Source organism: Microbacterium sp. 1262 (assembly GCF_040544895.1).
Classification (GTDB): domain Bacteria; phylum Actinomycetota; class Actinomycetes; order Actinomycetales; family Microbacteriaceae; genus Microbacterium; species Microbacterium plantarum.
This window is the reverse complement of the sequence record NZ_JBEPKU010000001.1, coordinates 1,911,059-1,923,738: the sequence shown is the minus strand read 5'-3', so window position 1 is coordinate 1,923,738 and position 12,680 is coordinate 1,911,059. Positions and strand designations below refer to the sequence as shown.

The 12,680-nt window shown below is 70.6% G+C and carries 9 protein-coding genes; 6 read left to right on the top strand and 3 right to left on the bottom strand.

Annotated features, from left to right (window positions below; translation table 11 throughout):
• Positions 1-79: 79 nt before the first annotated feature.
• On the bottom strand, positions 80-1,420 hold the full coding sequence (aspS, locus tag ABIC53_RS09190) for an aspartate--tRNA(Asn) ligase (protein WP_064956100.1): 1,341 nt from the start codon (positions 1,418-1,420) through the stop codon (positions 80-82).
• Positions 1,421-1,519: 99 nt separating this feature from the next.
• Between aspS and ABIC53_RS09185 the strand changes: the two genes are divergently transcribed.
• The 6 genes from ABIC53_RS09185 (at position 1,520) to ccsB (ending at position 7,236) form a co-directional block, all read left to right on the top strand.
• Positions 1,520-2,245 (top strand): DedA family protein, encoded by a 726-nt coding sequence (locus ABIC53_RS09185; protein ID WP_112616707.1) that lies wholly within the window; start codon positions 1,520-1,522, stop codon positions 2,243-2,245.
• Between the two features lie 67 nt (positions 2,246-2,312).
• Complete coding sequence (locus ABIC53_RS09180) at positions 2,313-2,954, top strand: histidine phosphatase family protein (protein WP_112616709.1); 642 nt, start codon at positions 2,313-2,315, stop codon at positions 2,952-2,954.
• Positions 2,954-3,568, top strand: coding sequence for a TlpA family protein disulfide reductase (locus ABIC53_RS09175; protein WP_112616711.1), 615 nt, complete (start codon positions 2,954-2,956; stop codon positions 3,566-3,568). Before ABIC53_RS09180 ends, ABIC53_RS09175 begins: the two co-directional genes overlap by 1 nt.
• Positions 3,565-4,404, top strand: a complete 840-nt coding sequence (locus ABIC53_RS09170; RefSeq protein ID WP_114588157.1) for a cytochrome c biogenesis CcdA family protein — start codon at positions 3,565-3,567, stop codon at positions 4,402-4,404. Before ABIC53_RS09175 ends, ABIC53_RS09170 begins: the two co-directional genes overlap by 4 nt.
• A complete protein-coding gene (gene resB / locus ABIC53_RS09165; RefSeq protein WP_354451221.1) occupies positions 4,385-6,163 on the top strand; it encodes a cytochrome c biogenesis protein ResB in 1,779 nt (592 codons plus the stop codon). The genes ABIC53_RS09170 and resB overlap by 20 nt, the downstream gene beginning before the upstream one ends.
• A 5-nt stretch (positions 6,164-6,168) precedes the next feature.
• Positions 6,169-7,236 carry a c-type cytochrome biogenesis protein CcsB gene (gene ccsB / locus ABIC53_RS09160; protein ID WP_354451219.1) on the top strand — a complete coding sequence of 356 codons (1,068 nt, stop codon included), beginning with the start codon at positions 6,169-6,171 and terminating at the stop codon, positions 7,234-7,236.
• Positions 7,237-7,781: 545 nt separating this feature from the next.
• Here ccsB and ABIC53_RS09155 read toward each other — a convergent pair.
• Positions 7,782-9,833, bottom strand: coding sequence for a YhgE/Pip family protein (locus ABIC53_RS09155; protein ID WP_354451217.1), 2,052 nt, complete (start codon positions 9,831-9,833; stop codon positions 7,782-7,784).
• Complete coding sequence (locus ABIC53_RS09150) at positions 9,830-12,655, bottom strand: MMPL family transporter (RefSeq protein ID WP_274178466.1); 2,826 nt, start codon at positions 12,653-12,655, stop codon at positions 9,830-9,832. Before ABIC53_RS09150 ends, ABIC53_RS09155 begins: the two co-directional genes overlap by 4 nt.
• Positions 12,656-12,680 lie beyond the last annotated feature (25 nt).

The window sequence follows — 12,680 nt, the reverse complement described above, 5'->3', positions numbered from 1 at the left end:
CCTTCCGTCACGGGAGAAGCCACGATACGGGCGGCGGCGGACGCTGCCTGAGCGCTTGCCGGGTGCGTGGGGTGTTGTGTTACGGGGCGAGGCGCGTCGGCCCGCGGAAGAGGTACGTGACCTCGCGGATCGACGATTCACCGAGCAGCAGCATCAGCACGCGCGCGAGGCCCATGCCGAAGCCGCCGTGCGGCGGGGCGCCGTAGCGGAAGAAGTCGAGGTAGAAGTCGAGGTGCTCGGGGTCGAGACCCTTCTCCTTCGCCTGCTCGATGAGAACGTCGACGCGGTGCTCGCGCTGCGCGCCGGTCGTGATCTCGACGCCGTTGAAGAGCAGGTCGTACGACTTGGTCAGCCCGGTCTCCTCGTCGCGCATGTGGTAGAAAGCGCGGATCTCGGGGTGATAGTCGGTGATGAAGACGAACTGGTGACCGTAGGTCTCGAGCACGTGCGCCGAGATCTGGCGTTCGCCCTCGGGGTCGAGGTCGCCGTCGGTGCGCGGGATGTCGTAGCCGCGTGCCGCGACGATCTCACGGGCCTCAGCCAGGGGGATGCGGGGGAACGGGGTCTGCGGAACCTGTACCTCGACACCGAACAGTTCGGCGATCTCGTCGCCGTGCTTGTCCTTGACGGCCTGGAAGGCGAACTGCAGCAGCTCTTCCTGCATCGCAGCGACGTCCTCGTGCGAGTCGATCCAGCTGATCTCGGCGTCGATCGAGGTGAACTCGGTCGCGTGCCGCGAGGTGAACGACGGGTCGGCGCGGAAGACGTCGCCGATCTCGAAGATCTTGCCGAAGCCCGCCGACTGCGCCATCTGCTTGAAGAACTGCGGGCTCTGCGCGAGGTACGCCGTCTTGTCCTCGAAGTAGGGCACCTCGAACAGCTCGGCGGCCGACTCGGAAGCGGAGGCCATGAGCTTGGGGGAGTGGATCTCGATGTAGTCGCGCTCGATCCAGTACGTGCGCATCGCATGCTCGAGCGTCGTCTGCACGCGGAAGATCAGGTTGTTGCGGCGCTGACGCAGGTCGAGGAAGCGCCAGTCCATACGCTTGTCGAGACCGGAGTCGGCCGCGATGGGAGTCTCGGGGAGGGCGGCGGCCGCGATGTCGAGGGCGCCGATCTTGATCTCGACGCCGCCGAGCTTGACGCGCTCGTCGTGCTTGAGCTCGCCCGTGACGGTGAGGAACGTGCCCGTCGAGAGGTTCGAGATCAGCTCGGTGAGGGCGAGGGCCGCGGCATCCTGCTCGCTGCCGTCCTCGGCCGGGCGCGTCGCGGGGTTGACCAGCTGCACGGCGCCGGTCTCGTCGCGGAGGATGACGAACTGCACCTTCTTCTGATCGCGGACGGTCTCGACCCATCCGGACACCGAAACGGGGCCGTCGGGGCGGGCCTGCAGCTGCTGGACGAGAACGCGTTCACTCACGAGGGGAGAGTCTACGCGTCCAGCAATCTCCGACGTTGCCGTCCTAGGCTGTGCGCGGGGCCCGGCCGGGCATCCGATCACCGAGCGCGAAGGCCCCCGATGACCGTCATGACCCGCACCGCCTACGCCCACGCGTCGGAGGCCTCCGCAGACGAGGGCGGGTCGTGGCTGACCACGCTCGCCGACTGGACCGTCTCGCTCATGGACACGATCGGGCCGGCGGGGGCGGCGATCGCGGTCGGCATGGACAACCTGTTCCCGCCGATCCCCAGTGAGGTCGTCCTGCCGATGGCCGGGCTCGCGGCCTCACGCGGATCCTTCACGCTCGCCGAGGCGATCCTGTGGACCACGTTCGGGTCGGTCTTCGGCGCGTACATCCTGTACTTCCTCGGCCGCTGGCTGGGAGCGGAGCGGCTGCGCCGCATCGCCGACCGGATGCCGCTGGTGACCGGCGACGACGTCGTGCGGTCGGTCCACTGGTTCGAGAAGCACGGCTCGATCGCGGTGTTCTTCGGACGGATGGTGCCGCTGTTCCGCAGCCTCATCTCGATCCCAGCCGGGGTCGCGCGGATGCACTGGTGGAAGTTCGGCCTGCTCACCACCGCGGGAAGCCTGATCTGGAACTCGATCTTCGTGATGGCTGGCTTCCTCCTCGGCGAGAATTGGCACATCGTCGAGCGCTACGCCGAGACCTTCCAGCTGATCGTGATCGTCGTCGTCGCGGTGCTCATCGTCTGGTTCGTCGTGAAGCGCGTGCGCGATCTGCGTCGCGATCGAGCCGCGGGCGCGGGGCCGGCGCCGGAGCCGAGCGTCGAGGGGTCCTGACCCACCGGCTGCCGGCCGATCGGGCGCTCAGGGTCCGCATAGGAGCTGCCGCCGTAGACTGGAGACCGTGCCCGCAGCCCGTCTCCATCTCGTGCGCCACGGTGAGGTTCACAACCCCCAGCGCGTGCTCTACGGACGGCTGCCGCACTTCGGACTGAGCGAGGACGGACGGCGCATGGCCCGTTCGGCCGCCGAGCACGTCGCGTCGCTCGACCGCCCGGTCACCGCCCTGATGTCGTCGCCGCTGCAGCGCACGCGCGAGTCGTCCGAGCCCTTCACCGAGCTCTTCGGCCTCGATCCTGTCATCGACGAACGAGTCATCGAGCCGCACAACGTCTTCGAGGGTCGGCGCATGCGCAACGCCCTCGTCAATCCCTGGAACTGGTGGCACCTGCGCACGCCGGCGACTCCGAGCTGGGGCGAGCCCTACCTCGAGATCGTCGCGCGCATGGATGCGGCCATGCGCGACCTGTGGCACTCGACCGATTCGGGCGATGCCGTGATCGTCTCGCACCAGCTGCCGATCTGGATCACCCACCTCGCGATCGCCGGCGAGCCGCTGCGCCACGACCCGCGTCGGCGCCGATGCGCGCTCTCGAGCGTCACGAGCTTCGAGCTCTCTGACGGGGGAGAGCGCGCCGCGTGGCGCGAGGTCGCGTACGCCGAGCCCGCATCGACCGCGGGCGCCGTCGATGTAGGAGCAGTCTGATGAAGCGCCGCCTCGTGGCCGCCGTCCTCGCACTCGGACTCGCGGCGGGCCTCGCCGCCTGCTCGAGCCCCAACGACGACCTCGCCGGGCAGTACCGCGACGGCGACAACAAGGGGTTCATCTCGGGCGATGGCACGACCACCGAGATCCCCGAGGCCGAGCGCGGCGCTCCGATCGCGTTCAGCGGCACGGCCGTCGACGGCTCGACGATCTCGAGCGCGGACTACGCCGGCAAGCCGCTCGTCCTCAACTTCTGGTACGCGCAGTGCGGCCCGTGCCGCGCCGAAGCGCCGCTGCTCGAAGAGGTCTACACCGATACGCAGGAGGTCGGCGCGGAGTTCCTCGGCGTCAACATCTACGACGGTCCCGAGCAGGCGTCGGCCTTCGAGCGGAACTACGGCATCAGCTACCCCTCGCTCCTCATGCAGGGCGACAGCGAGCTGAAGCTCGCGCTCGCGGCATCCGCGTCTGTCCAGGCGGCGCCGACGACGCTCGTGCTCGACACCGAAGGGCGCGTAGCGGCCCGCATCGTCGGCCAGCTGCGGGATGCCGGCATCCTCCGCACCCTCGTCGAGGACGCCGCGAAGGCGGGCGCCGGCGCGGGATCGTCGTGAACCCGGGCGAGATCGTCTTCGGCGGAGCCCTGTGGCTCGCGGTGCCGATCGCCGTGCTCGCGGGACTGGTGTCGTTCCTGTCGCCGTGCGTGCTGCCGCTCGTCCCCGGCTACCTGGGCTTCCTCGGCAGCGCGGTCACGCCGCGCGAGCCCGCTGAGCGGGTCGCCAGCCGCGGTGAAGCTCGGAAAATGTCGGGAAGCTCGGAGGATGCCGCCGGATCGGTCCGCGTTTCGACGGATTCTCCGACGTCCGCGCCGGGCCGCGGACGCCTCCTGCTCGGTGTCGGGCTGTTCATCGCGGGGTTCACGGTCGTCTTCCTCGCGATGGGCGTCTTCGCGGGCACGATCGGCCGCGCATTCTTCGAGTACCAGGAGGTCATCACGCGTGTCCTCGGCGCCGTCGTGATCGTCCTGGGGCTCGTGTTCGTCGGCATGTTCGGCTTCGCGCAGCGGATCTACCGGCCGCAGCTGCGGCAGAACCTCGGCCTCGCCGGAGCGCCGTTGCTCGGCATCGCGATGGGCATCGGCTGGGCGCCCTGCATCGGTCCGACCCTCGCCGCGATCCTCTCGATCGCCCTCAGCCAAGCCGACCCGACCCGCGCGGGGGTTCTCGCCGTGGCGTACTCGCTGGGGCTCGGCATCCCCTTCGTCCTGCTGGCGCTGGGCGCGAGCTGGGCCACTCGCTCGGTGGCCTTCGTGCGCCGCCACATCCGCGTCGTGAACATCGCCGGGGGAGCGCTGCTCGTCGTCCTCGGCCTGCTGATGGTCACCGGCGTCTGGACCACGATCATGTCCGTCTTCCAAGGAGTGGTGGCCGGTGTCCCGACCTTCCTCTGACCAGGCCGATCCCTCGGCGCCGCTGCGACCGGGCGACCACTCCGACGCCGCTCCCGCGGCCGAACCCGCCGACGGCGACCGCGAGATCACCCAGCCCCAGCTCGGCTTCGTCGGGTGGCTGCGGTGGGGCTGGCGGCAGCTGACGAGCATGCGCACGGCGCTGGTCCTGCTGCTCCTGCTCGCGATCGCGGCCATCCCGGGGTCGATCGTGCCGCAGCGCAGCGCCGACCCCAACGGCGTCACCCAGTGGCGCACCGACAACCCCGATCTGTACCCCATCCTCGATGCGCTGCAGATGTTCGACGTCTACACCTCGGTGTGGTTCTCGGCGATCTACATCCTGTTGTTCGTCTCGCTCGTCGGGTGCGTCATCCCGCGAACGAAGCACCACTGGCAGGCCATGAAGTCGCGCCCGCCCCGCACCCCCGTGCGCCTGTCACGGCTGGCCGATCACCGCACGGTCGGAGTCGCCCTGCGCGACGACGAGGATGCCGCGGCCGCGGCGTCGGCGGCCGTCGACGAGGCTCAGCGACAGCTGCGCAAGTCGGGTTACCGCGTCGAGCGGTACGACTCGGGCCAGGTCGCATCCGTCTCGGCCGAGCGGGGCTATCTGCGCGAGACGGGCAACCTCGTCTTCCACGGTGCGCTCGTGGGCGTGCTGATCTCGGTCGGCATCGGCGGCGGGCTGACGTACACGGGTCAGACCGTCATCGTCGAGGGTGACACATTCGTCAACTCGCTCGGTCTCGGGTACACCTCGTTCAACCCGGGCCGCTTCGTCGACACCGAGCAGATGCCGCCGTACTCGCTGACCCTCGACAAGTTCGACGTGACGTACGGCCCGTTCAGCGGGGGACCGGGTCACGGGATGGCCGGAGACTTCCTCGCCCACCTCACGGTGACCGAGCCCGGGCAGGAGCCGCGCGACGGGGAGGTGCGTGTCAACCACCCCTACGGGATTGAGGGTGACCGCGTCTATCTGATGGGCAACGGCTACGCCCCCACGATCACCGTCCGCGACGCCGCCGGCGAGGTCGTGTTCAGCGAGGACGTGCCGTTCCTGCCGCAGGACAACAACATGACCTCGATCGGCGTCGTCAAGATCGCCGACGGGATGCCGAAGCAGCTCGGATTCGCCGGCTTCTTCTACCCGACGGCGGCGACGCTCGAGACGGGGGCCATCGCCTCCGCCTACGGCGACCTCACCAACCCGCTCGTGACCTTCCGTGTCTACGAGGGCGACCTCGGCATCGACGACGGGACGCCCCGCTCGGTCTACACGCTCGACCCGACCGGCATGGAGCAGATCGCCGGCGGCGACGCGGAGGCCGCGTCGCTCGAGCTCGAACCCGGTCAGACCGTCGACCTCCCGGGCGGTCGTGGCACCGTGACCTTCGAGGACCAGCGCGCATCCGGCGCTCAGGAGGCGGTCAAGCGCTACGTCTCGCTGTCGATCCACCGCGACGTGGGGGCGCCGTTCGTGCTCGTCTTCGCGATCCTCGCCACCCTCGGCCTGCTCGCGGGGCTCTTCGTGCCGCGGCGGCGCCTGTGGGTCAAGGCGACCCCGGTAGACGGAGCGATCCGCCTGGAGTACGCCGGCCTCGCCCGCGGCGAGGACCCCGCGATCGCGCAGGCGGTCGCCGACATCTCCCGCAGTCACCTCGCCGCCCTCGGGCGCGATGAGGTCGAGCTGCCGCCCGAGGCCGAGCGTCCGCGCCGTCCCCGCCCCGCCCGCGCGCAAGCGCCCGACGTAAACTGAGGATCATGCCCGAAGACCTGTCGCTGGATGCCGTCTCGGTCCTGCTCGTCTGGACAGCGGTGGCTGTCTACGCGCTCGCCTTCATCGCCTACGCGATCGATCTGGCTCGTCGTTCCGACCTCGCGCTGAAGACGAAAGACTCCGTCCCCGCCGCGGCGGCGGCTCCCGCCCTCGTCGCCGCAGGCGGTGCGCAGACGATCGGCGAGATCCGCGCCGCGGAGGCTCAGGCCGAGCTCGCGCTCAACGCCCGCCCCGCCGACCGCCCGCGCCTGCTGTGGGCGCGCATGGGAACGACCCTGACCTGGATCGGGTTCCTCTTCCACCTCGGCGCGACCGTGCTGCGGGGCATCGCCGCCGAGCGTGTGCCGTGGTCGAACATGTACGAGTTCGCCCTCACCGGGCTGCTCCTCGTGGTGATGGTCTACCTCGTCGTGCTCTTCCGGTACGACCTCCGGTTCCTCGGTACCTTCATCACGGGGCTCGCGGTCGTGTTGCTCGGCGGCTCGGTCCTCAACTTCTACGTCGCGGTGGTGCCGCTCGCCGACCCGCTGAAGTCGATCTGGCTCGTCATCCACGTCTTCGTTGCCTCGCTGGCGTCGGCGTTCTTCGCGCTCGCGTTCGCCCTGTCGATCGTGCAGCTCATGCAGGCGCGACGCGAGGCACGCGCGATCGCTCGGGTCAGCGCCGAGGCTGGGGATGCGGCATCCGCGGGATCCGCTCCGCAGCGCGACGGTGCGCGGTTCCTGCGTACGCTGCCGAGCGCCGACGCCCTCGAGTCGCTCGCCTACCGCTTCGCCATCATCGGCTTCATCTTCTGGACCTTCACCCTCATCGCCGGCTCGATCTGGGCCAACGACGCGTGGGGCCGGTACTGGGGCTTCGACACGAAGGAAGTGTGGACCTTCGTCATCTGGGTGCTCTACGCCGGCTACATCCACGCTCGCGCGACGCGCGGTTGGCGCGGAAACCGCAGCGCCTGGCTGTCGATCGTCGGCTTCTCAGCGGTGCTGTTCAACTTCATCATCGTCAACCAGTTCTTCAAGGGTCTGCACGCCTACAGCGGCCTGAGCTGACCCCTCGCCGGGGTGCGGGGCGTCGCCTCGGTTGGCAGGAGGCGCCCATTCTCGTCGCTGGAGGGGGCGTGAACTGCCCACTCAACCTTGCCGGGGTGCGGGGCGTCGCCTCGGTTGGCAGCATGCGCCCATTCCCGTCGCGGGAGGGGGCGCGAACTGCCAACTGGGAGTCGCCTGTGGTGCGCGGCGTCGGCTCGGTTGGCAGCAGGCGCCCATTCTCGTCGCGGGAGAGGGCGTGATCTGCCAATTGAACCTTGCCGGGGTGCTGGGAGTCGCCTTCGGTTGGCAGCATGTGCCCATTCCCGTCGCGCGTGGGGGCGTGAACTGCCAGCTGGGAGTCGCCCGTGGTGCGCGGCGTCGCTTCGGTTGGCAGTAGCTGCCCGTTCTCGTCGCTGGAGGGGGCGTGAACGGCCAACTGGGCGTCGCCTGTGGTGCGCGGCGTCGGCTCGGTTGGCAGCAGGCGCCCATTCCCGTCGCGGGAGGGGGCGTGAACTGCCAACTCACTCGCTCCGCCCCGCCTCACGAGAAGGCGGGGCGAACGCGTGTCAGACGGCGGCGGGGTGCAGCACGTCGCGCACCGAGGTCGTGCGCGCCCGGGCCGTGACGATGACCGTGACCACGAGTGAGATCGCCGTCCACACGAGCAGCCCCGCAACCGCGGCTCCGGCACCTCCGGCCGAGGTGAGCACCGCGAGCAGGCCCTGGTAGGCGGATGCCGTCGGCAGCAGCCCCGCGATCTGCGACAGCACTCCGGGCACGGTCGAGACGACTCCCGTGGCCACCGCCAGCACGGCGACACCGGCCGCGACCCATCGGCCCGCTCCGCCGAGCAGCGCGACGAGGGCCTGGTTGACGGCGGCGAAGGCGACACCCGCCAGGGCGGAGAGTCCGGCGAACGCGGCCCACGTCCACGGGTCGTACGAGGCCGCGAGCTGCACGACCACCGCGACCAGGACGCCCTGCACGAGCCCGACCACCGCGGCGGGGGCGAAGGCCCGCAGCGTCAGCAGGAACGACGGGCGACGTGAGGTCAGCGCGCCGCGGGGGACGGCCTGCAGCGCGACGAAGGATCCGATCGCGCCGAGCCACAGGGCGAGGCCCGTGAGCAGCGGGATGGCCGAGGCGCCGAACAGGTCGGACCCGAGACCCTCTGCCTCGACGGGGGCGGCCACGACGCTCGCGAGGTCGGTCGCCTGCTGGTCGGTATACGACGGCAGCGCCGCCGTCGCGGTGTCGAGGCCGTCGGCGAGGGTGCCCGTGCCGTCGGCGACGGTTCCAACGCCGGTGGCGAGGTCGGTCGCGCCGCCGGCCAGTTCGACGGCGCCGGACGAGAGCTGTGAGGCGCCGTCGGCGGCCGATCCGGCACCTGCGGCGAGGGCCGAGGCACCGGAGGCCAGCTGGCCGCCTCCGGCCGCGAGAGCGTCCGCACCGTCGGCGAGCTCGGTCATGCCGTTCGCGAGCTGCGTCGCCGCACCGGCGGCCTGCTGCAGACCGGAGATCAGCTCGGGCGCAGAGGCCGCCAGTCCCGAGACCTGTCCGGCGATCTGCCCGGACTGACCGATCACACCGGTGACCTCGGGCAGGGCGCTCTGCGTGCGCGCGGAGACGGTGCGAAGGGCGTCGCAGACCTGCGCCGATCCACCGTCGGCCTCGCAGCTCGCCGCGACGGCCGCGAGCTCGTCGGCGGCCTGCGTCACGCCGGTCGCGATGCGGTCGGAGTTCTCGGCGAGGTATTGCGCTCCGGCAACGGCCTCGGCGGGGATCTCGGGAACGCTCAGCCCGCTCAGCGACTGCGACAGCTGGGTCGCGAACTCGTTGGTTCCGCCGGCGAGGGTGCGCGCGCCCTGCGCCCAGGTCGTCAGGCCCGTCTGGGTCGCCGCGGCCCCGTCGGAGAGCTGCGAGGCACCGGTCGCGAGCTGGCCGACCCCGTCCGAGAGGGTGCCCGCACCGCTGGCCAACTGGCCCGCACCGTCGGCGAGCTGCGTGGCGCCGTCGGCTGCCTGCCGCCCGCCGTCGGCGAGCTGTCGGGCGCCCGAGGCGGCATCTCCGAGCTGATCTCCCAGCGTCGTGAAGCCGAGGAACACGTTCTCGAGATAGACCGTCGAGAGCTGCGAGCCCATGAGCGAGGTGGCCGCCTGTGTGATCTGCGCCGTGATGGCGTCGTCGACGACGAGGCTGTCCGGGGCGGTGTCGACCCGGATGGTGGCCTTCTCGGGCGTGCCGCCCGGGGCGGTCGAGGTGGCCGCGGCCGAGAAGCCGCTCGGGATCGTGACGACGGCGTCGTAGGTGCCGTCGGCGAGCCCGGCCCGGGCGTCCTCGTCGTTCGAGATGACCCAGTCCAGGTTGCTCGGGACCTCGTCCGACCCGGCGACCAGACCGGCGGTCAGCTGCCGGCCGAGGGGCGCGAGCTGACCGTTGACCTCGACCGCCTGGTCGTCGTTGACGATCGCCGCCCGCATGTTGTCGAGGCGCTCGACGGGGTTGTAGAGCGCTGCGACCAAGACGCCGCCGATGAGGACGGGCAGCAGGATGACGCCCACGATCGTGAGCCAGGTGACGGGCTTGCGCGAGCGGGCGCGCTCGATGAACAGGGTCATGACGGGATCACCTCGGTGTTCGGGTGCGACGGTTCGGACGCGGATGTCGCGGATGCACCGCCGTGCAGGGGGAGGGTGTGGGGCGCCGGGCGATGGGCCTCAGCGAGGATGTCGAGCACGCCGAGCTCGCGCCGGACGATCGCCACGACGGTGAGGGCACCGGCCCCCGCGTGGCGTTCGTCGAGGTCGGATGCCGCATCGCGGAGCACCGCGGCGGCCTGATCGCGGTCAGCGCCGGCGAGGGCGTCGAGTCCGTCGACCACGACGATCGTCGCTCCGCCCGAGGTGGCGCGACGCAGCTCGGCCACCGGGTCGGTCGTGTCGTCGAGCAGCGCGAGGCCGACGTGCGAGCGGACCCACGGCGCCCGCTCGGGCAGCAGGTGCCCGCCGACGCGGAGCAGCCCCCCGTCGACGCGGAGCCGCCCGGAGACGGCGAGGGCGAAGGCGCGGCCGACGCGCGGATCGGGGTGGGAGACGACGAGCGACTCGCCGGGCTCGACCCGGAAGGTCGCGTCGGAGAAGACCGCCGCGTGGCCGTCGTCGTCGGCGTGGACGGCGACATCCTCTCCGACCAGGGCGGCGGAGGTGTTGCGCTCCGGCCACTCGCGCAGCGAGAGCTCGCGCTCGACGGCCTCGCCCTCGATGTCGAAGTGGGGGAGGACGCGGTCGAGCCAGCGCGGCATCCACCACGCCTTCTCACCGAGCAGCGCCATGACGGCCGGCACGAGCGTCATGCGGATGAGGAATGCGTCGACGGCGATGCCGACGGCGAGCCCCAGTGCGATCGGCTTGATCGACGAGTCGCCCTCGGGGACGAACGCGGCGAAGACGGCGAACATGATCACCGCCGCGGCCGTGACGACGCGCGCCGACGAGGTGAAACCGGAGCGGACCGCCCCGACGGCGGTGAGGCGATCCGCGCGGCCGCCCCGGTCGCGGCGGGCGTGGACGTAGTCCTCGCGCATCCGCGAGACGAGGAAGACCTCGTAGTCCATCGCGAGGCCGAACAGGACGCCCATGAGGATGATCGGCATGAAGCTGATCACGGGCCCCTCGCGGGTGACGTGCAGCAGGTCGGCGAACCAGCCCCACTCGAAGACGGCGGCGACGACGCCGAAGGCGGCGAGCACCGACAGCAGATATCCGAGCGCGGCCTTGATCGGCACCCAGATCGATCGGAACACGATCGTCAGCAGGATGAGCGAGAGCCCGACGACGAAGACACCGAAGGGCAGCAGGGCTTCGCCGAGCCGATCGGAGATGTCGATACCCACGGCGGTGAACCCGGTGACCTTGAGGTCGACACCGTACTCGTCGAGCAGGCGGTCGTGCTGTGCCCGCAACTCGCGCACGAGGTCGGCCGTCTCGGGGGAGTCGGGTGCGGTCTCGGGCACGATCTGCACGAGCCCGGTGTCGGCGGTCTCGTTGGGGGTGGCGAGCGCGACCTCCTTCACCCCGGGAATGGTGGCGATGTCATCGCCGATGTCCTGCATCAGGGTCAGCGGATCGTTCGAGGTGACGATCGTCCCGGTCATGATCAGCGGACCGTTCGCGCCGGGACCGAAGTGCTCGGCGGTGAGGTCGTACGCCTGCCGGGCCTCGCTCGAGGGCGGCTGCACCCCCGCGTTGGGGAGGGCAAGGGTCAGGCTCGCTGACGGGATCGCGACGACGCCGAGACCCGCGATGACCGCGATCGTGGTGACGAGCGGATGCCGCGTGACGCCGCGCACCCAGCGCTCCGAGAACGATCGACGGGGCGCGGCCGGTCGCTTCCGCGACCGCTTCGCTCGGCGGGGCCAACCGGCGACACGAGCTCCGGCGAAACCGAGGAGCGCGGGAGTGAGGGTGACGGCGACGACGACGGCAATCGCGACGGCAACGGCTGCAGCGATGCCCATCGTCGTGAGGAAGGGGATGCCGGCGAAGCTGAGCCCGATCAGTGCGATGAGCACCGTGATGCCCGCGAACGCGACGGACGATCCCGCGGTTCCGGTCGAACGGGCGGCGGACTCCTCCGGGTCCATGCCCGCACGCACCTGGTCCTGATGTCGGGCGGCGATGAAGAGCGAGTAGTCGATGCCGACGGCGAGGCCGAGCATGACCGACAGCAGCGGGGTCGTCGACGACACCGAGGCGAACTGCGTCGCCACGAAGATCATCGCCGTCGCGAGCGCGACCCCGATGAGAGCGCTGACGAGCGGGAACCACGAGACGGCGAATGAGCGGAACGTGACGATGAGGACGAACAGTGCCACCAGCACACCGATCACCTCGACGATCGACAGCGCCGGGATCGAGGTCGAGAACAGGTCACCGCCCAGCGCGATCTGCGTGCCGTCGGGTAGGTCCGCCCGCATCCGGTCGGCCACCGAGGTGAGCGCGTCCTTCGTCTCTGCGCTGACCGAGGTCGCCTCGCCGTCGAACTGCACGCGGACGATCGCGGCCCGGTCGTCCTCCGAGACCAGGCCGGAGACCGTCTGGTCGAACGGATCGGTCACGGCGAGGACGTCATCACCCAGGTCGCCGAACGCGGTCACGGTGTCGGCGATCTCGCCGGCGAACGGCTCGTCGCGCACGCTGTCTCCCTCGGGGGCGACGACGACGAGCTGCGCGCTCGTGCCGCTCGCCTGGGGGAACGTGCGGTTCAGCAACTCCAGCCCCTCCTGCGCCTCGGTCCCCGGGATCGAGAAGGAGTTGTCGGTGCCCTTGTTCAGCAGCGCCGCTCCGCCGCCGGCGATGACGAGGATCAGCAGCCACGAGACGAGGACCCGCCAGGGGTGACGGAACGACCAGCGTCCGAGGGTGAACAGGAGTGTGGACACGGGCGCTCCAGGTCTGATCGATCGT

What these genes read in the sequence shown, in the direction of transcription:
- ABIC53_RS09185 (WP_112616707.1), top strand. Translation starts at nt 1,520, where the DNA reads ATGACCGTCATGACCCGCACCGCCTACGCCCACGCGTCGGAGGCCTCC.
- ABIC53_RS09175 (WP_112616711.1), top strand. Translation starts at nt 2,954, where the DNA reads ATGAAGCGCCGCCTCGTGGCCGCCGTCCTCGCACTCGGACTCGCGGCG.
- ccsB (WP_354451219.1), top strand. Translation starts at nt 6,169, where the DNA reads ATGCCCGAAGACCTGTCGCTGGATGCCGTCTCGGTCCTGCTCGTCTGG.
- ABIC53_RS09155 (WP_354451217.1), bottom strand. Translation starts at nt 9,833, where the DNA reads ATGACCCTGTTCATCGAGCGCGCCCGCTCGCGCAAGCCCGTCACCTGG.